Source organism: Streptosporangium sp. NPDC000563, from assembly GCF_040299985.1.
Taxonomy (GTDB): Bacteria; Actinomycetota; Actinomycetes; order Streptosporangiales; family Streptosporangiaceae; genus Streptosporangium.
The window spans coordinates 194170-216294 of record NZ_JBEPDA010000004.1 but is presented as its reverse complement, the minus strand read 5'-3'; the positions used below and the strand labels follow the sequence as shown (position 1 = coordinate 216294).

Sequence of the window (22125 nt, the reverse complement as noted above, 5' to 3'; positions counted from 1 at the left end):
GTCAGACCCCGGTCCCGATGGTCTCGGCCTGCTCCTGGACGCGCTTGGCCGTCTCCTCGGCGGTCTGCTTGCCCAGGGCCATCTTCTCGACCTCGGTCTCCATCACCTTGGCCACCTGCTCCCACGTCGGGACGGCGGGCACGGCCTTCGCGTCCTTGAGCTGCTCACCGAAGACGGTGACCCGCTCGTCGGCGGTGAGCGCCGGGTCCTGCCAGGCGGCCTCGACGCTGGGCAGCGCGTTGACCTTGGTGTACCAGGTGGCCTGGACCTTGGGGTCGACGAGCCAGCTCAGGAACTTCCAGGCCGCGTCGCGGTTCTTCGCGTCCTTGAAGACCACCATGTCGCTGCCGCCGACCAGGCTGGGACCTCCCGCGCTGCCCTTCGGGTAGGGCGCGACGGCGAACTTGTCCCCGAAGCCGTCGCCGCCCTCCTTCTCCAGGCCCGCGATCATCCACGGCCCCGAGTAGAAGGCGCCGACCTTCCCCTTGACGAACGTCTGCGGGAAGGCGCCGGTCGGCTGGTCGGTGCTGGAGAGCCCGCTCTCGAAGAACGAGCCGTACTGCTTGAGCGCCTTGACCATCTCGGGCGTGTCCAGCGTCCACTTCCCGTCGGAGACGATCTCGCCGCCCGCCTGCCACACCAGCGGCAGCACCTCCTGCCAGGAGCCCTGCCGGAAGTTCTGCTCCACGCCGAGCGAGGCGCCGCCCTTCTCCTTGAGCGCCTTCACGAAGGCGGTGGTCTCCTCCCAGGTGACTGGCGGCTTCACCGACGCCTTTTCCGCGAGGTCCTTGCGGTAGTACAGGGCGCGGGTCTCGACGTACCAGGGCACGCCGTACGCGGTCCCCTCCACCTCGACCGTGCCCCACGCGCCGGGGAAGAACGCCGACCTGTCGATCAGGTCGGCCGGGGTGGGGTCGAGGGCGCCGGTCTTGGCCATCTCACCCATCCAGGTGCTGCCCAGCATGGTGACGTCGGGGGTGGCGTTCCCCGCGATGGCCGCGGTGATCTTGTCGTGGGCGACGTCCCAGCCGAGCGGGGTCACCTTGATCGTGATGCCGGGGTTCGCCGTCTCGAAGTCCTTGGCGAAGGCGCCCAGCGCCTCCCCCTCCGCCCCGATCGCCCAGACCGTGACCTCCCCGGTGGCCTTGCCGGTGTCGACCTCCCTCGCCTGTTCCGCGGCCCCGTCCCCGCTCCGGCCGCACCCGGCGAGCACCAGTCCCAGCGCGAGGATCCCGACGGCGTACTTCTTCACTTTTCCTCCAGGGGGTGAGGACCGCAGCTGGATCGGACGATCAGCTGGGTGGGGAGAATCTCGGACTTCGGGACGTTGCGAGTGCCCCTGATGAGTTCGTCCAGCGCGCGGGCGGCACTGGCGCCGAGCAGGCGCATGGGCTGGCGCACCGTGGTGAGGGCGGGCCTGGCGTGGCGGGCGGCCATGATGTCGTCCCAGCCGGTGACCGCCACGTCGCCCGGCACGTCGAGGCCGAGTTCCTCGGCCGCCAGGATGACGCCGAGGGCCACCTGGTCGTCGGCGCAGATCACCGCCTGCGGCCGGCCCGCTCCACCGGCTCTTCCCGCCTTCCCTGCTTTCCCGGCTTTCCCGGCGAGCAGCGTCAGCCCCGCCTCGTACCCGCCCTCCACGGTGAACTCGCAGGGCAGCGGCTCGGGGGGCCGGATCCCGTGGTCGGACAGGACCCGTCTCACCCCGGTCCAGCGCTGGGTGACGTCACCCCCGTCGTCGTCCCCGGCCATCGCGAAGGTGGAGTAACCGTGGCCGAGCAGGTGGGCGGTGAGCGCCTCGGCCGAGGAGGTGTTCTCGCTGCAGACCGCGTCGGCCCGCTCGACGGGATCGCGTGCGAGCAGGACCAGCGGCGTCCTGCTCCTGACGATCTCGTCCACCACGGCGTCCTCGACGGTCCTGCCGAAGATCACCATGCCGTCCACCCTGCCGACCAGGTCCCTGACCAGGTCCTGTACGGCGGCCCGCCCGCGCGTGGACAGGATGAGCACGGAACGGCCGAGCTCGGAGGCCACCTCCTCGTAGCCGAGGAGGACTTCGGCGAAGTAGGGGCCCGACAGGTCGGGGAAGACGATCCCGTTGGCCGCGTGGCGGCCCTGGGCGAGGGAGACACCGAGGCGGCTCGGGGTGAAGCTGAGCTCCTCGACCGCCCTCAGCACCTTCTCGCGTGTTCCCGCCGAGACGGGTCCGGTGTTGCGCAGAGCCCGGGAGACGGTGGCGATGGAGACACCCGCCCGCTGCGCGACCTCGTAGATGGTCGCACCCTGACCTTCGTCGCTGTTTGCCACCTGTCGTCCGATCTCCCTGCCGAGTGGAAGCGCTTACACTCAACGACGACTGAAGGTGGAAGCGCTTACAGTGGATGCTCGGAGTCAACCACCGAACGTAATCACCGGTAAAGGTCTGTTACATCACCGTTACCAAATGAGTGCAGCGCCACATCGGGACCCGTGAGGTCCGGCCGGGAGGTTCACAGGATCCCGACCCGGGGCCTCGCAAGACCCGAACGAGAGCCTCATGAGGCCCTGCCCAGGAGTTCCACACCGATCTCACCTCGTCACCCCGGCGGAGCCGGCGACCGCGAATCCCACGTCACGGAACAGTGATCACGATCTTGCCGAGGAGATGTCCCTGCTCACTGAGACGGTGGGCGTCGGCGGTCCTTTCCAGCGGGAAGGTCCTCTCGATCGGCACACGCAGCGCGCCGCGCTCCAGCAGGGGGAGGACCTCGGCGAAGACCTCCTCCAGGGGATCCCCGCCAGCGCCGCTGGAGAAGCGCACACCATACTCGGCGGCCCGTCCGTCAGCGACGGTGACCACCCTGTCCGGACCACCGGCCAGTTCTACCGACATGGCGAGCACGTCGCGGCCGGAGGCGTCGAGGACCGCGTCGACACCTTCCGGGGCCGCGGCGCGTACCCGCCCGGCCATGCCCTCGCCGTCCCCGCCGCCTTCGCCGTACTCGACCGGCCGCACGCCCAGGTCGCGCAGGAAATCGTGACGGGCCTGGCTCGCCGTGCCGACCACCCGCACCCCCCTGGCCCTGGCGAGCTGCGCGGCGACCAACCCGACGCCACCGGCGACCGCGTGGATCAGCAGCGTGTGTCCCTCCTTCACGTCGAGCTCCCGCAGGGTACGCCAGGCGGTTTCCACGGCCACCGGCAGCGCGGCGGCCTGCTCGAAGGAGAGCCAGGCGGGCATGGCCAGCAGGTTCCCGATGTCGGCCGGGACATGGGTGGCCGCGGCACCGGAGAGGACTCTGCCGAAGACGGCCTGACCCACACTCCAACCCCCGACACCCGCACCCGCACCGGCACCCGCACCGGCACCGGCACCGGCACCGGCACCGGCACCGGCACCAAGAGCCTCGATCGTTCCGGCGAATTCGACACCGACACCGGTGGGCCCGCCCGGCCGCCGGCCACGGTCCATGAACCCGCTGCGAAGTTTCCAGTCGATGCCGTTGACACCGGTGGCCCGTACCGCGACCCGTACCTGACCTGGACCGGGATCGGGGAGTCGAGAGTGAGCACCTCGGGACCGCCGTAGCGGACATAGCGGATGGCCTGGGACATGGTTTTCTCCCTCTGAGCGCTTGTACGCCCGGTTGACGGCATGAACTGCCGGGCGCACGACCCCGGTGCGCCACGACGAGGGCACGGAAAGAAGTGGGGAGAGCGCCCGGCCGGTGAACCTCTCAGACCAGCAGCAGGGTCTTCCCCACGGTGTCGCGCGCCTCGATCGCGGCGTGCGCCTCGGCGGCCCGATCGAGGGGGAAGGTCTGTCCGATGACCGGTCTGATCCGGCCCGCCGCCGCCTCGGACAGCGCCAGCCCGGCCAGCCGCCTGCCTTCCTCCGGGGCGAACTGCACCTGCTCCATCCCGTGCACCCTCACCCCACGCCGTTCGGCCTCCCCGGGATCGATCTCCGCGAAGCTCCCGCCGGGCACGCCGTAGGTGAAGAACCTGCCGCCGCGCGCGGTGACCCCGAACGCGTCCTGGCCGATCCGGCCCCCGGCACCGTCGAAGACCACGTCCACCCCGGCACCGCCGGCCGCCCCAGGCAGCCTCCCGCCACCGGCCGCCTCCCGGACCCGCTCAAGCCACCCCGGCTCGGAGTAGTCGACCACGATGTCGGCTCCCAGTTCCCGAGCCAGGTCGAGTTTGTGCCCGCCCCTGGCGGTCGCGATCACGAAAGCACCGACCGCGTGGGCAAGCTGCACCAGCAGGGTGCCGAGCCCTCCGGCCGCCGCGGTGACCAGCACTCGCTCCCCGGGCTTGACCTCGGCCGCGCCGGCCAGGCTCAGCGCGGCCGGACCGATCTGGAGAAGCGCCGTCGCCTCCCGCACACCCAGCTCGTCCGGTACTGGGACCAGGGCCTCCAGCGGGACCACGACCCGCTCGGCGTACCCTCCGTCGCCGGTCATGGCGATGACGTCGCGGCCGACCCAGCCGGGATCAACCCCCTCCCCGGCGGAGACCACTCGCCCGCCCACCCCGCCCCCCGGCACGTACGGTGGCTTCTGGCCGAAGAATTCGGTGCCCCAACCGGTGCGAAGCTGCGTCTCAAGGGACAGCACATCCACCACGGACACTCCGACCACGACCTGCCCGGCTCCGGCGACCGGCTCCGCTGCCCGGTCCACCACCAGCACCTCTGGTCCCCCGAACGCGGTCACCTGAACAATGCGCATATCGACCACTTTCTCTCGATCTCTTCGCGCACAGTCTCAAACCTAAAGTTTGCTTGACGTCAAGCGGCACGCACCGCACCCGGCACCGACACCGCCGACGGGCGGAAACTCCTCAACGTCATCGGTACCCAGACCATGCGGCTGTCCTGACCTCCTCGACGAAGTCCTGATCGGTTGCCCCGCACGGCGAAGCCGACGGACGCCCGACCCACAGCCGGAAGGGGCGCGACCAACGAACCGGGTCGCCAGGCGTGGCAGGTTTCCCGACACGGGCTTTCGCCACTGTGGAACATGGCGGACACTGAACGCATGTCGAGACGCGCACTGACCTGGTCGGGGGTGGCCGTGGCGCTGGTGGCGCTGGCCGCGCTGGGGTGGTATTTCGTCGCGGTCGGCCTGGATCGCGCCGACAAGCTCGCCAGCGTTCTCGGGGCCTTTGTCGGACTGCTGGGACTGGGTCTCGCGATCTACGGCACTGTTTCCTCGCGCCCGGAAGCGGCCCAACCCGAACCGGGTGGCGTCCACAACGAGATCAGCGGCACCGTGCACGGCAGCGCGGTGCAGGCGAGGGATATCGAAGGCGGCATCACCTTCGGCTCCCCGAAACCGCTCAGAGCACAGGACACGGCGAAGACGGACATCCCCGATGCTTGATCCCGACGCCCCTTTCCCCCTTCCCCCACAGGGCGAGAAACTCGTCAGGGAAGCCTACCGACGTGACTTCCGGCAACGGGACGCGCTGATTCGCAATCATGACTCCTGGAAGTTCGAGCGGCGACAGCACTTCGAGGAGCAGGGCAGTCCAAGTCGTGACGCCTTTCGCCGAGGCGACTGGGACGAGGCGCTGCGGCTTCTCGACGAAAGACGGGACGACCTGCTCGCGCTCAGCCGGGAGGACGAACGTCGCGGCTCCTTCTTTCACCGGGTACGCGTGGTCGAGACACCGCTCACACCGTATATGCGATGGGAGTTGCACTCTCTGCGGATCCGCGCCGAGTGCGGTGAGAGGATCCGTGTGATCGGCGCGGAAAGGGTGCAGGCCCTGGAGAAGACCGATCCACTGCCGGAAGTGGTCATCCTCGGCGGCCGGACCCTCTACCACGTCCTCTACACCGCGACCGGCGTCCCGGACGGCGCGGTCCGCTACACCGATCCCGGCTTCATCGCAGGTTGGGAGAAATACATCCAAAGCCTCTATGAGGCCGGTGAAGATGTTGTTTCCTACTTCGACCGCGAGTTGGCCCATCTTCACTCGCCCCAGCCGAAGACGGAGTAGACGTCAGAAAGACCGGAGAGGGAGAAGAGCACTCCGGCGGTTCGCGTTCCGAGCTGTCAGGGTCCTCTCGTAATGTCGTACAAGCCAGAGACGTCAGTGGCGGAGTTCACTTCCACGACCACGGCAAACAGGGCCGAGGCGACTCCGCTCACCTCACCCCGCGGCAACTCCCCGCCGATGTGCGCGGGTTCGTCAATCGCACCGACGAGTTCCAAGATGCGCCCGACTGCCGCTCGCCCTGCGCATCGCCGCCGAACGCGCCGTCAGCAACCCGCATATGCGGCTGGACGACCTGATCGCCGACCTGCGTGACAGGTCCGCCCTGTGGGACGCCCTGAGCACGGGAGACGACGAAGAGGCCGGAGCCGTCCGTACGGTGTTCGCGTGGTCCTACCGCGCCCTGCCGGAGCAGGCCGCCCGGTTGTTTCGCATGCTGGGCCTACATCCAGGCCCCGAGTTCGGTCTCCACGCCGCCGCGGCCCTCGCCGCCCTGTCTCCCGGCCGGACCCGGCAACTCCTTGACTCCCTGGTCGGCGCCCACCTCCTGGAGCAGACGGCACCGGACCGCTACCAGTTCCACGACCTGTTGCGTGCCTACGCCGCCGACCAGGTACAGCAGGAAGAACCTTCCGAGGAACGGGAGAACGCGCTACGGCGGGTGCTGGAGTGGTACCTGCACACCGCCGACGCCGCCCAGAGCTGGATCAATCCCGCCGAGGCCCGGGTGGAACTCACACCGCCGGCGGACGGTGTGCAGCCGTTGACCTTCCCCGACTACAACGCCGCCGTGGACTGGTCCGAGCGTGACCACACGAACCTCCTGCAGGCGACCAGGATCGCCGCCTCGACCGGACAGGACCGGCTCACCTGGCAGTTGTCGGCCGTCCTGTCGAACGCGCTGTCTCCTTCGGCGCCGGTCGCCGGCTGGCTGGCCGTGGGCCACCCCGCCCGCGTCGAGCACCACGGCCGAGTCGTACGTACCGGCCAGGTCCGCGATGTCGTGGGTGGCCACGATGAGGTGGGCGCGCTCCCCCGCCCGTGAGACGATCCCCCGGAACCGCTCGCGCTGGACCGGGTCCAGGCCGTCGTCTTCGCCTTCGAGCAGGGGCTCGTCCGCTTCGGCTGACCCGCTCGCCCCCCGACTGCGACCCGGGTTCCTCTGACCCGCTCGCGCCCGACTGCGACCCGGGTTCCTCCGGCACCGGGCGAAGGCACCGAACCTCCTCGTCGACGCGACGACCAGCGGTCGGCCGCCGCGCCGTCGTACGCGACAAACCCGGCGACTTCGACGATCATCCCCGGGATACTGGCTGCCCATGGATGAGGTCGAAGTAGTCGTCGCCCATTCCGAGCGCGCGACCCTGCGCGTCGGGGACGTCTTCCTGAAGGTGGACGCCGATCAGGCGCGCATCGACGTCGAGGTCGAGGCGATCGCCCTGGCGCCGGTCCCGACCCCGGAGGTCCTGTGGCACAAGCCGCCGGTGCTCGCGATCACCGCGGTCCCGGGAACGGCCCTCGGTCGCCTCGGCGAGCCGTCGACCGCGTCACCGGCGGCGTGGGCCGCGGCGGGCGCCGCCATCCGGAAGCTGCACGACGCGCCGTTGCCGCCCCGGCTCGGCCAGGCCGGCCGGGGCGTCGAGGAGTTGGCGGCGGATCTCGACCGCGAGTGCGCGTGGCTCGTGACGAACGGCGTCCTGCCCGCCGACCTGGTCACCCGCAACCGCCAGGTCGCCGAGGTCGCGCTCCGGCCGTGGACTCCGGTGTTCACGCACGGCGACCTGCAGATCGCTCACGTGTTCGTCGACGGCGACGAGATCACGGGCATCATCGACTGGTCCGAGGCGGGCCGAGGTGACGCCCTGTTCGACCTCGCCACCTTCACGCTCGGACACGAGGAGCACCTCGGCGACGTGGTCACCGGCTACGGCACCGACGTCGATCTCGACGTGATCCGCGCCTGGTGGTCGTTGCGGAGTCTGCTGGTGGTTCGCTGGCTGGGCGAGCACGGCTTCGACCCGTTCGCGCCGGGCTGTGAGGTCGACGTGCTGAGGTCCCGGCTGTGAGGCCGCACGGGCCCGAATGCCGTTGGACCTGGGCTTTCACGAGGCGGCCCGCGCGACGGCGTTCGGGAAGGCGCTGCTCGCGCACCTTCCGGATACCGGGACCGCCTTTAATCAATGATCGGCCGATCCTGTGCCTCACCGTCCGAAAGACCTGAATCAGCTCACGTCGCCGCCGGTGAACACGTACGACCAAGCACCAGATCGCTTTTCGCGCGCTCCGCGTCCGGTTCCGCACCGGCCGTTTAGCTGTAACATGCCTTGTTACAGACAGGAGGGCCGATGGCCGCGAACAGCCGGCTGACGATCGCCGTACACGCGCTGACCTGGATCGCACTCGCCCAGCGGCGCGGGCAGGAGTGGCTCACCTCGGAGCAGGTCGCCGCCAGCGTCAACACCAATGCGGTGATCATCCGACGCAGCCTCGGCGATCTGCGCCGGGCGGGCCTGGTGGAGGTCCGCCACGGGGCCGGGGCCGGCTGGAGCATGGCCCGCGCGCCCGAGGACATCACCCTGCTTCAGGTGTACGACGCCGTGGAGCGAGAACCGCTCTTCGCCATGCACCGCACCGAACCCAACCTGGAATGCCCGATCGGCAGGGGCATCCGGCCCGTGCTGGACGTGGTCTACGACCGGGCCGACCAGAGCCTGCGCCGCGAACTCGCTCTCACCTCGATCGCCGACGTGCTGCGGGACTGCCTGTAGGCACACCGACGCCCACCTTCGGGCAACACGCGCCTTCAGTAGTAACAATGTTTGTTCCATCAAAACGGAAGGAGCCTCACCGGTGGAGGACAGTCGATACCCGATCGTCGAGCTCAGGCAGTACACCCTGCACGAGGGTGAACGCGACGTACTGATCGACCTCTTCGAGCGGGAGTTCGTCGAGCCGCAGGAGGCGACGGGAATGACCGTCATCGGCCAGTTCCGCGACCTCGACGCTCCGAACCGATTCGTCTGGCTCCGCGGATTCCCCGACATGGAGCACCGCGCCCAGGCGTTGCGTTCCTTCTACGGCGGTCCGGTCTGGAAGGCGAACCGCGATCGGGCCAACGCGACGATGATCGACTCCGATGACGTGCTGCTGTTGCGCACCCGAGAGGACTTCCCGGCAGCGGCACGGCCTCCACTCGGCGATGCCACTCCGACGTCGATCGTCGTCGCGACGCTCTGTCACCGCGACCGGCCGTTCGACGACGCGTTCGCGGACTTCTTCGACCGCTCCGTACGACCGGTGCTGACCGAGATCGGAGCACGGCCGCTCGCCTGCCTGCGGACCGAGTACGCAGAGAACACCTTCCCCGCCCTGCCGGTCCGCACCGGGGAGAACGTCTTCGTGTGGTTCTCCCGGTTCGCCGGTCCCGACGATCTCGCCGATCACCAGGAGCGGCTGGCCGGCTCACGCACATGGCGCGATCGGGTGCTCCCGGAACTGTCGGAAACCCTCACCGGCGCTCCGCGGCGGCTCCGGTTGGCGCCCACGGCCAGGTCGTCGTTGCGCTGAGGCGTGCGGCCCCATATCTCGGGATGGAGCACGACCTCGGGATGGAGCACGCGAAACCGAAGGCGGAGTCAGAGCGTCAGTGCCAGCACCGCCCACGCCACGCCCGCCCCGGTCACCGCACCCACGAGGGTCTGGGCGGGCGTGTGGTGGGAGACCTTCACCCGAGCCCACCCGATCACGCCAACGAGGACGGCACCCACCGCGAGCGTCACCGCGGCGGGCAGCACATGTGCCAGCACCACCACCGCCCCGGCGGACACCCCCGTGTGAAAGGAGACCTTCCACGTCAAGGTGATCGCCCCCATGACCAGGATCCAGCCGAGCATCACCCCTGCCGTGGCCGTCACGATGAGCGGCGCGTCCAGCAGGACCAGCACCACCAGACCGACGACCACCGCGATCAGCCCGGTGAGCATCGGCCCCCTGCGAGAATTCCGGTCGACCAGATGCATCGAGTCCAGGCGGCCCCGCCGCACGCCGACCGCGATCACCCCAACGGGCACACCGGCGCACAGCGCCGACGCGAGCAGACCCCACAGCGCGCCCACCCATCCGTGGGCGAGCAGACCGGCCACCGGCGGCAACGCGACCGCGACGTACTGGGGCGCGGCCATCTCGGTCACCGCCCACGCGAGACCGCCGCGCTCCGCCGCGGCACCCGCGCCCCGCTCAGGCACTCCCACACCGTCCACTCATGCGCCTGACAACAGTGGCCGGAACGGCGGTGACCATCACGCCGCGGCCTCGTCGAGCAGGATCCGCGCCAGCTCTCGCGGCCGGGAGAACATCGGCCAATGACCGGTGTCCATCTTGACCAGCCGCCAGTGCTCACCGCTCAGCAGCTTGGCGACGTCGTCGCTCGGCTCGTCGCCGTCGAGCAGGCATTTGACGTACGTCGCCGGTAGCTCGCCGAGCGGGCGTGCCAGCACCGCCGGCTCGGTCAACGTGGCGCCCGGATGCGGCGTCGCGCCGCTCACGATCCGGGCGATCTGCTCGCCGGTGAGACCCTGGCCGTCGTAACCGGCCGCCGCAGGCGGCGCCCAGAAGCCGCCGGTCTCGGCGATCGAGGCCTCCACCATCGCCCGGCCGTACGGCCAGCCGGACACGAAGGACTCTCCGTCGGCCGGAACGTCGGAGTCGACGAAGACCACGCGGGCCAACCGGTCACCGATCCGCTCGGCGGCCTGACCGACCGGGATTCCCGAGTAACTGTGCCCGACCAGGACGACGTCGCGCAGATCACGGTGTTCGACCTCGTCGACGATGTCCTGAACGTGGGTCCGCTGCCCGGCGGGCACGCCCCGCTTGTCCGCGAGACCGGACAGTGTCAGCGGATGGGCGCCGTGCCCGGCCGCGCGCAGCTCGGGCACCACCTCGTCCCACGCCCACGACCCGAGCCACGCACCTGCGACCAGTACGAAATCCGCCATGGCGGCAACGTAGCGGAACAGACCGACAATCCCGGCCGCGACCGCGAGACCGTCGGCCCGCCGACGCGCCTGGTAGCGTTCACGAACGGGGGTGTCCGCATGTCGTTCACCCGGACCGATCGGGTGGAGCAGGACGAACGATGAGCGCCGAGCCGACGCCGCGCGAGGCGACCGCCGTCGCCATCGCCATCGCCGAGCACATGGTCGCGATCCCGGCGGGAAACGTCTTCCTGCGGGACGAGGGCACGAAGGCGATCTGGAAGGTCGAGATCGGGGCCTTCGAGCTGGCCTCCTATCCGGTGACCCGCGAACTGTACCGCGCCGTCCTGGGCGAGGCGCCCGCGAGCCCGGCGGGGCCGCGGACGCCGGTGACCGAGGTCTCCTGGATGGACGCCGTCCGGTTCTGCGACCTGCTCTCGCGGGCGGAAGGGCTCGCCCCCTGCTACTCGATCGGCGACGACCCCGACGGCGAGGACGTGGTCTTCGACCGGGAAGCCGACGGCTACCGCCTCCCGACCGAGGCCGAGTGGGAGTACGCCTGCCGGGCCGGGACCACCGGCGTCCGCTACGGGGAGCTGGACGAGATCGCCTGGCACCGCGGCAACTCCGGCGGCGAGGTCCACGACGTCGCGACCAGGGCGCCGAACCCATGGGGGCTGTACGACATGATCGGCAACGTGTGGGAGTGGTGCTGGGACGTCTACGACCCCGAGGTCTACGGCCCGTACCGGGTCTTCAGGGGCGGAGGTGTGTCCGATCACCCCCGGGGATGCCGGGCGTCGTGCCGCCGCAAGAGCCACCCGACCCTCCGCATCGACGACCTGGGATTCCGGCTCGCCCGATCGCGCTAAGGACACCGCCTGCCCTCGATACGGGACCCGCGGCGGACGCGTTTCGTCTGGTTCCGACCGGCTGGGAAAGTGAACGCCCTGGCCGCCTGCCGCTTTCCGGAAATCAGTGCATCAGGATGATCTTGCCGCGGGCGTGACGGGTCTCGCTCAGTTCGTGGGCGGCGGCGACGTGGGTGAGCGGGAACGCGGCGGCGACGGGGATGCGCAGGCGGCCCTGGGCGGCGAGGTCGACGGCGAGGCCGAGGCCGTGTACCGCCGGTCGGTCGGCGTTCGCCGCGAGGGCGGTGCCGTCGTCGGGGACGCCGTGGGACATGTGGACGCCGTGCGCGGCCGCGGTGGTGTCGGCGATCGTGACGACCCGGGCCGGGTCTCCGGCGAGGGCGACGAGGTCGGGCAGTGCTCCTCCGGCGCAGTCGAACACCGCGTCCACCCCGGCCGGGGCCAGCGCTCGGACGCGTTCGACCAGGCCGGGCCCATAGGTCGTCGGTTCGACGCCGAGGGAGCGCAGGAAGTCGTGGTTGCGGGCACTGGCGGTGCCGATGACCCGGGCGCCGCGGACCGCCGCGAGCTGGCCGGCGACCGTGCCGACCCCACCGGCCGCTCCCTGGATCAGCACCGTGTCGCCGGAGCCGGCGGCGAGCCGGTCGAAAACCCGGGTGGCGGTCTCGACGAGGCCCGCCGCACCGCCCGCCTCCGCCCAGTCCCATACCGCGGGCTTGGGAGCCCAGGCGGTCAGGACGACGTGATCGGCGTTGGCGCCGCGCACGGCGGAATGCGCCATCCCGAACACCTCGTCGCCGACACGAACGCCGGTGACGCCGTCGCCGACCTCGTCGACCACGCCCGCGGCGTCGAACCCCGTCCGGTACGGGAACGTCAGCGGCACCACATGACGCATCTCCCCTGAGCGCAGGCGCGCCTCGCCCGCGGACAGTCCGGACGCCCGGACGGCGATGCGAATCTCCCCCGGTCCGGCGTGCGGCTCCGGAACCTCGGCCACCTGCAGGACCTCGGGTGGACCGTACTCGGAAAACTGGACAGCTCTCATGAAATTTGACGGTAACGGAGCACTTCATCCGCTTGTCTAAAGTGAGAGTCGTGACGGCGGAAGTGAGACAGAGTCGGCGCTCGGACGTCCGGGACAACCGCGCCCGGATCCTCGCCGCCGCCCGCGCCGCCTTCGCCCAGGAAGGCTTGGACGTGCCTATCCGGGAGATCGCCCGCCGCGCCCAGGTCGGCCCGGCGACCGTCTACCGGCACTTCCCGACCAAGGAGTCCCTGCTCACCACGGCCTTCGGCGAAGGGATGACGCTGTGCTCCCAGATCGTCGACGAAGGCCGGGCCGACCCCGACCCCTGGCACGGGTTCCGCGAGACGATCTTCAGGCTCATGGAGATGCGTGCCCTCGGCCGGGGCTTCTCCCACGCCTTCGTCTCACGACTGCCCGCATCGGTGGGCCTGGCCGCCGACCGCGACCGCGCCCTACGCGGGATACGCGAACTCCTGAGCAAGGCCAAGGAGGCGGGCGACCTTCGCGCCGACGTCGTTCTGGAAGACGTCGTCCTGACGATGACGGCGAACGAGGGCATCCGAGCCGAGTCCCCCGAACTGCGGGCGGCCGCCGCTCGCCGCTTCGCCGCACTGATGATCCAGTCGTTCCAGGCACACCCCGGACTCTCCCCTCTCCCGCCGGCCGTCCGGCTACCGCTCCGGTAAAACCGGTTCTCTCACAGCGCCCCTGGCGCCGCGGTCCCGCCGGCTGCGTGAGCTTCACCGTCGGCACCGGCACGGCCTCCGCCTTCCCCGCCTCCACCGCATCGCGTACCCGGTGCTGTTCATGTGAGATCCGGTTCTGTCGGGGGCGATCTCTACGGTGTGCGGCATGACGACACAATCCCCCGTGAGCGGGGCCTGGTCGAGCGTGCGCGCGGCCATCGCCGCCGGTGACCCGGCCCTGGTCGCAGACGCCGTGTTGGCTCTGGACGAGGCCGGGTGCCGGGAGGTGGCTCGCGAGCTGCCCGACCACATCGGCGTCGCCAGGACAGCGGTCGAGGAACGCGACCAGCGCCGGGGGGTATGGAGCGGCGGCGAGGAATGGATCGAGCCCATGCGGGTCGCCGGCGCGGGCGTGTTCGGCGGGGTGGCCGCCGTCGCGACCTGGCTGTATCGGCGCGACTTCACCCGTTGGCGGCCACCGCTGGACTCCGGGCCACTGCTGCGGGTGATCGCCGCGCGACCGCAGCAGTGGCAGGCCGGTCTCGCGGTGCGGCTGGCCCTGCGGCTGCGCGGCAACCGGACCCAGGCCAGGGACGACAGCATGCCGTTGGCCCTGGAGCTGCTGCGCCGTAGCGGTGCCGTCCCGCCCGAGCACGACCCGCTCGCCGTCGCCTGGGTGTCCCAGCCGCCGGATCTGGAGCACGACCCGTTGGCCGAGCACCTGGTGCCCCGGTTGTGCGAGGCCGAGGGCGTGGGCCGGGCGCTGCGCGGAGACAGCGTCGATCCGCCCTCGTGGGATCCCGGCCTCCGCACCTGGCTGGGGGCGCTGCGCGCCGCGGTCACGGCCGGCCGACTCGCCCCCGATCCGCTGGTCGACGGCTGCCTGCGCCGGTTCCTGCGCGGTGGCAACGCCGCCGACCTGCGTTTCTTCGTTCGCCTGCACGAGATGCTCGACCCGGCGCCGAGCGCCGAGCGCACTCGCGACTACCTGCGACTGCTGCCCGCCGCGCCGGGGCCGGTGGCCGAGCTGGCGCTACGGCAGCTGCGCGGTGCGGGCGGGCTGAGCGGCGAGGAGATCGACGAGGCGGTGTCGGCGCTGCTGTTCCGCCCCGAGGGCAAGCTCGTGCGGGCCGGACTGACCCTGCTCGACCAGGCCGCCCGCGACGTGGACGGCGACCTCGACGAGCTGGCCCCGGCGCTCGCCTCGGCATTCCTGTGCGAGCCCTACGAGGTGCGCGAGCGCGCGGTGCGCCTGGCCGTCAAGCACGCCCGGCGCTTCACGCCCGCCGGAGCCGAGGCCGTCCGCGAGGCGGCGAGCGTCCTGCCCGCCGAGCTGGCGGCGCGGCTCTCCCAGGCGTACGGGGTGGTGGCAGCCGAGCCGGAGGAGATCGACGACTTCGAGCCGGGGACGCTGCCGCCGTTCCAGCCACTCGCCCGCGAGCCGTTCCCACCGGCCTTGGAGGACCTGACCGCCGCCTACGGCCAGGTGGGCGACGTCATCATCTTCGAACGGTGGCTCGACGGTTTCGTCCGCGCCCCGTCCAGGCGACCGCGCCCCGGCCAGGGCCGTATTTACGAGCGGCGTCAATGGTGCCGCCTTGAGGAGTGGACGGAGGCGCTGCTGCGCGAGGCCGCCGACCCCGGGCAGGAGCCGCCGACCCCCGAGCCCGAACAGGCTCCCGAGTACGCCAGACATGTCATCGGCGTGCGCATCGCCGAAGGCGACGAGGAGCGCGACATCGAGGTGGACTTCGGCCGGTTGCCCGCCGAGATGCGAGAGAACATCGCCGCGGCCCTCACCGAGAACGGCACTCCGCTGGGCAATCTTGAGCACTTCACCCAGGGCCCGCCGCTCGAAGCGGAGATCCTGAACGTGTGGATCATGTCGTCGGGCAGCTGGAGAAGACTCGATGAGCAGGAGAAGCAGGAAAAGGCGCCGCACGACCGTCTGCCTGACCCGCGTCACCTCTCGGCACCGCACTACGCCATGCTGCTGCGCTGCGCCGAGGTCCACTCCGCGCTGAAAGCCGGGACGCTGCCTCCGTACCTGCTGGCCACCCCGACCCTGACCTCCGGTCACCTCGATCCCGCCGAGCTGGTGGCCCGCCTGGAGGGGTACGAGCGGGCCGGCGCCCAGGTCCTGCCCGCCGACCTGGGGCAGGCGCTGCTGCGACTGCCGCGCGAGGCGTCCGCCGAGGTGGTCGACCGTGCCGGGAAGCTGACCTCCCAGGCGGGCGCCACGCTGGCGCGCTGGCTGACCGATCGGCCGGAGCCGCAACTGCGGGTGGACTGGGCACACGCCGGCGGCGCCTACACGCACGACCGGCAGAAGGGCGAGCACTCCCCCCGACTGAACCCCCGCATCCGCCTCGAACCGACGGGGCTCGCGCTGATCGACACGCTACTGTCCGACCCGCGTTCCTGGACGGACGAAGACGACGGCAAGTACATGGAGTTCTGGCGGCTGACGCTGCCCTCGAATCGGGAGACGGTGGCCATGCACCTGCTGCCGCACCTGCTCGACACCTGGGAGCGGCCGGGTTACTTCCATCAGTACGTGACCGCGCTGTTCTCCCAGGACGGGCCGGTGGGTGAGGCGACGGCGCTGCTGATCGCCGTCCAGTTGGCCCAGCAGGGCATGTTCGCATGGCCCGAACGCGGTCTGCGGTTGCTGCTGGACGCGGCCGCCGCCGACTGCCTGCCCACCGTGGAATGCGGCCGTCAGCTCGGGCTCTCCCTGCGCAGGGAGGTGACCACGATGAGCCCCGTGCGCTCGGCGCTGGAGGAATGCGCGAAACAGGGTGCGCACCGGCAGGTGTGGGAGATCATGACCGGGTTGCTGCCGGTCTACCTGCCAGGACCCGACGAGCGACCGCATTCAAGCCACACCCAGGCGCTCTCCCTCGCGATCGACGCCGCCCGCTGGGCCGGAGCGCACGGCCCCGTCCCCGCGGTCGCCGAGGCGGCGGCCCGCAAGGGGACGAGCAACTTCGTACGCACCGCCCGCACCCTGCACGAACAACTACTGGGCCGACAGGAGCAGGCCGCGACACGGACACCCGTCTGAACAGGCGGAACCTTCTTGACCGGATGTCCCTCCTCCCCCGCTCTCAATGACGTAGCCCGGCTCCCTGTCGGCCGATCGGCCAAGCCGACACAATCGGTCGCGGCCGGTACCATCTCCCCGCGACCGGCGCCGGGCTCCCAAAAGCAGTGTTCCTACCGGAGGGACCGCTACGGCGGTGTTAACGTTCGCGTTCACATCCGGGCAACAGCATGATCGCGAAGCTCGGCGGCATGAGAAGCAGAAAATCGTTCGTCATCGCGATCGCGCTCGCCGCTCTCATCGGTTCCGGGGCCACCGGCGCGAGCGCCGACCGTGGGTACGGCGGCCGACCACCGGCGTGCGTGTCCCTGTCAGGACCGTCGGGGCCGTCCGAGCCTCCGCCGTTGAAGCCGACCACCGTCACCACCCTCGAGCAGGCATACCACTGCGTCTTCGCCAACTACTACAGCGGCCCAGTCTTGGATCCCCGCGCGCTGCTGGTGCCCGCGTTCACCGCGCTCACCCAGGAGTTGCAGCGCCGCGGACTCGACCGGCCGAACGCGACGATGCCCGCGCTCACCGGCGACAAGAAAGCCGACTGGGCTGCGTTCAGCGCCGTCTACCAGAAGGTCGTCGGCACGTTGCCCGCCGACCCCGAGGTGCGGCAGGCGGTCGCGGAGGCGACGATGCGGGGGATGGTGCGAAGCCTCGACGACAACCACGCGAACTGGGACCGCCCGACCCCCGGCGGGCTGTCCCTCGGCGCCCGCCTCTCCGGCATCCGTCCCCCGGGGGTGATCGATCCGGCGGCCACCCCGCCGCTCTTCGTCACCGACGTACGCCAGGAAGGTCCGGCCGCGAAGGCGGGGATCCGGCCGGGCGACGAACTCGTCTCGGTCGACGGGGTGCCGCTCTTCGTCAACGGGGTGCTCTCCCAGGGAGTCCTCGACGGGCTCATCAGGCCCCCGGCGGGCAAGGCGGTCCGGCTCACCCTGCGCCGTCCCTCCACCGGCGGCACCGTCGACGTCTCGGTGACCCCCGCCCCCTCCTCCGGCTCCGAGCCGAAGGTCGAGTCCAAGCTGCTCTCCGGCTCCGTCGCCTACGTCGCGCTGCCGGGCTTCTTCCCCGGCGCGGCGGACAAGGTCCTTGAGGCCATCGCCTCCCTGCGCGAGAAGGCGACCCTGCGCGGGGTCGTGCTGGACCTGCGCGGCAACGGCGGCGGCAGCCCGCAGGAGGTCTCCAGGTTGCTCGGTGCCTGGACGCACGGCAAGGTCACCAGCTACTGGTGCGACGTGCACGGCCGCTGCACCGCCAACCGGAGCGACGACACCGTGCCGCTGCTGGGTCTGCCCCTCGTCGCGCTCACCGACCGCAACTGCGCCTCGGCGTGCGACTCCTTCACCAGCACGGTCAAGGATCTCCGTCTCGGCACCCTGGTCGGCACCCGCACCGCCGGCGCGGTGTCGGGCCCGGGAGCCGGTTATCTGCTCGACGACGGCAGCGTCCTCATCCTGCCCAAGAAGCACGAGATCGGAGCGAACCGGGAGGTCGTCAACACCATCGGTGTCGCCCCCGACCACCAGGCCCCGATGACCTCGGCGGACCTGTCCGCCGGACGCGACCCGGGCGTCACGAAGGCCCTCACCCTGCTGAAGTAGCCCTTCCCCGCTCACGGAGCCCGGCGACCGCCGGGCTCCTTCCTCTGTGTCGCGGGCGAGGAGGCTCACGCTCCCTCGCCGCGTGCGGGGAAGCTCGTGGTCGGCTGCTACGTGAGAAGAGTCGCGCTCGACCGCTGTGGAGCTCACAGTCTGCCGTTGCGGAGCTCACGGTCGGCCGCTGCGGACGAGGAGACTCATGTCAGCCCCTAAGGACGGGGAAGATCACGGTCAGTTCGAGGCCGCCGCCGGGGTTGGGCCGGGCGGTGACGGTGGCGTGGTGGGCTTGGGCGATCGAGGCCACGATGGACAGGCCGAGACCGGCGCCGTCGGCGCTTCCGGTCCGGGAGTGCAGCCTGCGGAACGGCTGGAACAGCTCGTCGATCCGTTCGGCGGGCACCTCTGGGCCGGTGTTGCGTACGGTCAGCACGCCGGTCACGGTGAGGCCGACGTGTACGGTCCCGCCGGGACGGTTGTGGCGGACCGCGTTCTGCAGCAGGTTGGTCAGGAGCCTGCCGAGCAGGATCGGGTCACCCGCGACGACGACCGGCCGGATCTCCGAGGTGATGACGATGCCGTCGACGCCGTCGACGGCCGTCTCCTCGACCGCCTGGCGGACCAGCGCGTCGAGGGCCACCGGCTCCATGCCGTCCGGGCCGTGTTCCGCTTGGGCGAGCAGGAGCAACGAGTCGATCAGCCGCTCGGTCCTGCGGTTCGCGGTGAGCAGCTTCTCCCGTACCGGGACCAGCCGGTCCGGCAGCGGGTCGTCCAGCCCGATCTGGATCGCGGCCCGCTGGACGGAGAGCGGGGTCCGCAGTTCGTGGGCGGCGTTGGCGATGAACCGGCGCTGGCTGTCGACCGACCGTTCCAGCCGTTCCAGCATCGCGTCGAAGGTCTCGGCGAGGTCGGTGAGCTCGTCACGGGGACCGGCGAGCCCGATCCGTTCGTGCAGGTTGGACAGGGAGAGACGGCGCGCGGTGGCGGTGATGTGCCGCAGCGGGCTCAGCACCCGTCCGGCCAGCCACCAGCCGGCGACCACCGAGACGACGGTGAGCAGGGCGATCACGATCGCGCTCACCGTCCACTGATAGCGCAGCACCGCGCCGGACAGGGTGTTCACGACGTCGACGACCTCGGGGCGCGCCGGGAGGTCGGGCAGGTCTGGCGCCCTCGGCGCGGGCACCCCCAGGGGGAATCCTTCAAAGGGCGGAAAGTCCTCCTTGATGGATCTGACCCGGCTCTCCAGCGCGTTGCTGAGCAGCAAGTTCACCACGGTGAGCAGGATCGTCGAGGTGACCAGGAACAGGCCGGTGTACAGCAGGGTCAGACGCATCCGTACCGTGCCGAAGACCTTCCTGGCCGCGCGCCCGCTCACAGCGGCCCCCCGGCACCGCGCGTTCCCGGACCGCACGCCGGACGCACCGCCCTTCTCCGACGGTGTGCCGGGCATGCCGTGCCTTTCCGACCGTACGCCGGGCATGCCGCGCGCCTCCGGTCGTGTACCGGGAGCGCCGGGTTCCTCCGGGGCGTACGCCGGGTCACAGCAGGTATCCGGCGCCCGGCACGGTGTGGATGCACGGCGGGTCGCCCAGCTTGGCGCGCAACCGGCTGATGATGACGCGTACCACGGTGGTGAACGGGTCGGCGTGCTCGTCCCATGCCGACTCCAGCAGCGTCTCGGCGCTGACCACGGTCCCGTTCGCCCGCATCAGCACCTCAAGCACCGCGTACTCCTTCAACGACAGCCTCAGGAAGCGTCCGTCGCGGGAGACCTGCATCCGCTGCGGGTCCAGCACGATCCCGTGGCGTTCCAGCACCGGTGGCAGCGCTGCCTGGCTGCGCCGCCCCAGGGCACGTACCCGCGCCACCAGCTCGGTGTAGTCGAAGGGTTTGGGCAGGTAGTCGTCGGCGCCCAACCCCAGGCCCGCGACCCGCTCGGGGATCGACGCGGCCGCGGTCAGCATCAGGATGCGGGTGCGTGCCCCGGCCCGCACCAGGTCCCGGCAGATCACGTCGCCGGATATCCCGGGCAGGTCCCGGTCCAGCACGAGCACGTCGTAGTCGTTGACGGTGAGCCGCTCCATCGCGGCCTCGCCGTCGTACGCGACGTCGACCGCCATCGCGTGCCGCCGCAACCCCATGGCCACCAGGTCTGCCAGGTCCCGTTCGTCCTCCGCCACCAGTATTCGCATGATCGAAGTCGTATCCGATGACCGGTATCAGCGGCGTTAACGCCCGTGCCACACCGTCGCCGCCGGGGTGACGCGCGGGGGCACGGCTGCGTCGTCACCCGTCCCTCGGTACCCGGCAACCAGGCAACCAGGCAACCAGGCAGGCCCTACCTCTCTCGGTCCCGAACATGAACTCGCCTCCGACGGGTTCTCTTCCTGGAGCAGGATCTTCGCCGCCCCCACCCCAGCGTCGCAGGCTTCCAGCAGCGACCGGCCCACCTCCGGCGCACCTGTGCCGGTGTCTCAGCCTTCCTTGTCGCGTTCCTCGTTGTCGCCGCGCCGTCGGAGCACGCGCTCGGTGATCCCGCCGGAGAGCCTGCCGGTCACCGATCTGGCTCGGTCGAAGGTCTCGTTACCGAGGCGCCTGGCGGTATTGACGCCCTCCGCTCCCGTCTCCAGCACCCTGTCTCTCGCCTCCGCGGCCGCGTCCCCCCACCGTCTCGCGTCCAATGACTGCCGCCCCCGCTCGATCCCGAGCCGCCCGTGGAAGTCGACGACGGCGATCGCGACGTGGTTGCTCGAATGCACCACGGCTGGAGAGGCGGTCGGGTGCAGCAGCACCTTCGTGTTGGCCGCGTCGGCAGCCGCGACGACGCGGGCCATCAGACGCTCGGTGCTCCGCGAGATGAGCTCCATCCGGTTCTGCCGGGCGACCCGGAGTGCGAGGCGATGCCGGTCCAGCTCGTCCGGAGACGCGTCGAGCACGCGGTCGAGTTCGAGCACGGCGATCGCGTCGTGCAGTTGGAGGCAACGAGCCAGAACGGCGAGCCACTCCCGAACCGCGACCTCCGCGTCCTTGGACGCCTTGGCGAGATCACCGATCTTGGTCTTGTTCTCCATCTTCTCTGCGAGCGCGTCGAGTCGGCGCAGCGCGTAGGCCTGGGTTCGCGCGATCGTCATCGACGTGGCCTGCACCTTCGACCACGTGATCTCGGAGACCCGACCCACCTGCTCCCGGACGGTCATGGCCTCCTCGATGACGAAGCCCGCTCCGATCATGTCCGCCAGCACCACGTCCTTCTGGGCGCGGAGCACATCGTCGACTTTCTCGTCGATCGCGGCGAGATAGTCGGTGATCTCGTTCATGGCCTGCTGCATCGCGAGCTGCGCCATGAGCACCCCGACATTGGCCAGAAGCGCCGGGTTGGTCGGACGCAGTCCTGGCGTTTTCACGAATTCGAGGAGTCCCTTGATCTTGCCGTTCTCCGTCAACACGGCACGGTCGACGCCCGGACTCGAACCTTTCATCAGCTCGTACTTCTTGAGAGCCTGCGCGGACTCCTTGGTCAACTTCACCCAGCGGCCCGAGTTGGCGGCGATCTCGGAACCCGCCTGCGCGACTCCGGCCGCGGCGCCGAGGGTGGATCGGAGCCTTGGCAGTCCGAGATCCTTCGACGGCAGTCCTTCGGAGGCGAGGAAGCGTTCGACGGCCGCCGGACTTCCGATGACCGCCAGGCCGTCGCCGTCGCTGATCAGCTGAATGTCGTCATCCATCATCGGCTCCTGAAGTGGCTTTCCGTAGTCGAGGGCGTGAGCGGATCGTTCGCGCCTTCCGAAGTCACGGAGAAAAGTCCTCGTCGATTCCGAGCTTCGGCACGCCGTGTCCTCCGGGGATTCTCATGTGTGCAGGCGCCCTACAAGAAT

The 22125-nt window shown here is 70.4% G+C and carries 20 protein-coding genes and 1 pseudogene; 10 read left to right on the top strand and 11 right to left on the bottom strand.

All coding sequences use genetic code 11. The annotated features are described in order from the left end of the window. Nucleotide 1: 1 nt before the first annotated feature. From ABT352_RS13800 to ABT352_RS13785, 5 genes and pseudogenes are all read right to left on the bottom strand, one after another. On the bottom strand, nucleotides 2-1252 hold the full coding sequence (locus tag ABT352_RS13800; protein WP_350945132.1) for a sugar ABC transporter substrate-binding protein: 1251 nt from the start codon (nucleotides 1250-1252) through the stop codon (nucleotides 2-4). Further along, complete coding sequence (locus tag ABT352_RS13795) at nucleotides 1249-2307, bottom strand: LacI family DNA-binding transcriptional regulator (protein ID WP_350945130.1); 1059 nt, start codon at nucleotides 2305-2307, stop codon at nucleotides 1249-1251. The genes ABT352_RS13800 and ABT352_RS13795 overlap by 4 nt, the downstream gene beginning before the upstream one ends. A 304-nt stretch (nucleotides 2308-2611) precedes the next feature. Beyond that, nucleotides 2612-3301, bottom strand: a complete 690-nt coding sequence (locus ABT352_RS13790) for an NADP-dependent oxidoreductase (RefSeq protein ID WP_502992865.1) — start codon at nucleotides 3299-3301, stop codon at nucleotides 2612-2614. Nucleotides 3302-3343: 42 nt separating this feature from the next. Continuing rightward, nucleotides 3344-3652 (bottom strand): annotated as a pseudogene (locus tag ABT352_RS40770) (alcohol dehydrogenase catalytic domain-containing protein); the annotation flags it as partial. A 64-nt stretch (nucleotides 3653-3716) separates the two neighbouring features. Further along, on the bottom strand, nucleotides 3717-4712 hold the full coding sequence (locus tag ABT352_RS13785) for a zinc-binding dehydrogenase (protein ID WP_350945128.1): 996 nt from the start codon (nucleotides 4710-4712) through the stop codon (nucleotides 3717-3719). A 309-nt stretch (nucleotides 4713-5021) separates the two neighbouring features. Here ABT352_RS13785 and ABT352_RS13780 point away from each other — a divergent pair, with 309 nt between their 5' ends. The 6 genes from ABT352_RS13780 (at nucleotide 5022) to ABT352_RS13755 (ending at nucleotide 9552) form a co-directional block, all read left to right on the top strand. Further along, complete coding sequence (locus tag ABT352_RS13780) at nucleotides 5022-5366, top strand: hypothetical protein (protein ID WP_350945126.1); 345 nt, start codon at nucleotides 5022-5024, stop codon at nucleotides 5364-5366. After that, on the top strand, nucleotides 5359-5988 hold the full coding sequence (locus ABT352_RS13775; protein ID WP_350945124.1) for a DUF6879 family protein: 630 nt from the start codon (nucleotides 5359-5361) through the stop codon (nucleotides 5986-5988). The genes ABT352_RS13780 and ABT352_RS13775 overlap by 8 nt, the downstream gene beginning before the upstream one ends. A gap of 277 nt (nucleotides 5989-6265) precedes the next feature. Beyond that, nucleotides 6266-7030 (top strand): hypothetical protein, encoded by a 765-nt coding sequence (locus tag ABT352_RS13770; RefSeq protein ID WP_350945123.1) that lies wholly within the window; start codon nucleotides 6266-6268, stop codon nucleotides 7028-7030. 274 nt (nucleotides 7031-7304) lie between these two features. Next, nucleotides 7305-8051 carry a phosphotransferase family protein gene (locus ABT352_RS13765; RefSeq protein ID WP_350945121.1) on the top strand — a complete coding sequence of 249 codons (747 nt, stop codon included), beginning with the start codon at nucleotides 7305-7307 and terminating at the stop codon, nucleotides 8049-8051. A 279-nt stretch (nucleotides 8052-8330) separates the two neighbouring features. Beyond that, a complete protein-coding gene (locus ABT352_RS13760) occupies nucleotides 8331-8753 on the top strand; it encodes an Rrf2 family transcriptional regulator (protein WP_350945119.1) in 423 nt (140 codons plus the stop codon). Nucleotides 8754-8835: 82 nt separating this feature from the next. Then, a complete protein-coding gene (locus tag ABT352_RS13755; RefSeq protein WP_350945118.1) occupies nucleotides 8836-9552 on the top strand; it encodes an NIPSNAP family protein in 717 nt (238 codons plus the stop codon). Between the two features lie 68 nt (nucleotides 9553-9620). Here ABT352_RS13755 and ABT352_RS13750 read toward each other — a convergent pair whose 3' ends face one another. Both ABT352_RS13750 and ABT352_RS13745 read right to left on the bottom strand, forming a co-directional pair. Continuing rightward, nucleotides 9621-10229 carry a hypothetical protein gene (locus ABT352_RS13750; RefSeq protein ID WP_350945117.1) on the bottom strand — a complete coding sequence of 203 codons (609 nt, stop codon included), beginning with the start codon at nucleotides 10227-10229 and terminating at the stop codon, nucleotides 9621-9623. Between the two features lie 54 nt (nucleotides 10230-10283). After that, nucleotides 10284-10982: an alpha/beta fold hydrolase gene (locus tag ABT352_RS13745; protein WP_350945116.1), complete on the bottom strand. Its 699-nt coding sequence runs from the start codon at nucleotides 10980-10982 to the stop codon at nucleotides 10284-10286. Between the two features lie 200 nt (nucleotides 10983-11182). On the opposite strand from ABT352_RS13745, the gene ABT352_RS13740 reads away from it, so the two are divergent. After that, nucleotides 11183-11833, top strand: coding sequence for a formylglycine-generating enzyme family protein (locus ABT352_RS13740; protein WP_350945388.1), 651 nt, complete (start codon nucleotides 11183-11185; stop codon nucleotides 11831-11833). 103 nt (nucleotides 11834-11936) lie between these two features. Here ABT352_RS13740 and ABT352_RS13735 read toward each other — a convergent pair whose 3' ends face one another. Continuing rightward, the gene (locus tag ABT352_RS13735; protein ID WP_350945114.1) at nucleotides 11937-12881 is read right to left on the bottom strand and encodes an NADP-dependent oxidoreductase; all 945 of its coding nucleotides are present in this window, start codon (nucleotides 12879-12881) and stop codon (nucleotides 11937-11939) included. A 50-nt stretch (nucleotides 12882-12931) separates the two neighbouring features. Between ABT352_RS13735 and ABT352_RS13730 the strand changes: the two genes are divergently transcribed. The 3 genes from ABT352_RS13730 to ABT352_RS13720 all read left to right on the top strand — a co-directional run bounded on the left by ABT352_RS13730 (nucleotide 12932) and on the right by ABT352_RS13720 (nucleotide 18253). Further along, the gene (locus ABT352_RS13730; RefSeq protein ID WP_350945113.1) at nucleotides 12932-13549 is read left to right on the top strand and encodes a TetR/AcrR family transcriptional regulator; all 618 of its coding nucleotides are present in this window, start codon (nucleotides 12932-12934) and stop codon (nucleotides 13547-13549) included. A 166-nt stretch (nucleotides 13550-13715) separates the two neighbouring features. Next, nucleotides 13716-16616 (top strand): DUF7824 domain-containing protein, encoded by a 2901-nt coding sequence (locus ABT352_RS13725; RefSeq protein WP_350945112.1) that lies wholly within the window; start codon nucleotides 13716-13718, stop codon nucleotides 16614-16616. Nucleotides 16617-16846: 230 nt separating this feature from the next. Next, complete coding sequence (locus tag ABT352_RS13720) at nucleotides 16847-18253, top strand: S41 family peptidase (RefSeq protein WP_350945110.1); 1407 nt, start codon at nucleotides 16847-16849, stop codon at nucleotides 18251-18253. Nucleotides 18254-18452: 199 nt separating this feature from the next. Here the strand turns inward: ABT352_RS13720 and ABT352_RS13715 are convergent, their stop codons facing one another. The 3 genes from ABT352_RS13715 to ABT352_RS13705 all read right to left on the bottom strand — a co-directional run bounded on the left by ABT352_RS13715 (nucleotide 18453) and on the right by ABT352_RS13705 (nucleotide 21975). Beyond that, nucleotides 18453-19625, bottom strand: a complete 1173-nt coding sequence (locus ABT352_RS13715; RefSeq protein ID WP_350945109.1) for a sensor histidine kinase — start codon at nucleotides 19623-19625, stop codon at nucleotides 18453-18455. A 163-nt stretch (nucleotides 19626-19788) separates the two neighbouring features. Further along, nucleotides 19789-20442, bottom strand: coding sequence for a response regulator transcription factor (locus ABT352_RS13710; RefSeq protein ID WP_350945107.1), 654 nt, complete (start codon nucleotides 20440-20442; stop codon nucleotides 19789-19791). Between the two features lie 282 nt (nucleotides 20443-20724). Continuing rightward, the gene (locus ABT352_RS13705; RefSeq protein ID WP_350945105.1) at nucleotides 20725-21975 is read right to left on the bottom strand and encodes a hypothetical protein; all 1251 of its coding nucleotides are present in this window, start codon (nucleotides 21973-21975) and stop codon (nucleotides 20725-20727) included. Between the last annotated feature and the right edge of the window lie 150 nt (nucleotides 21976-22125).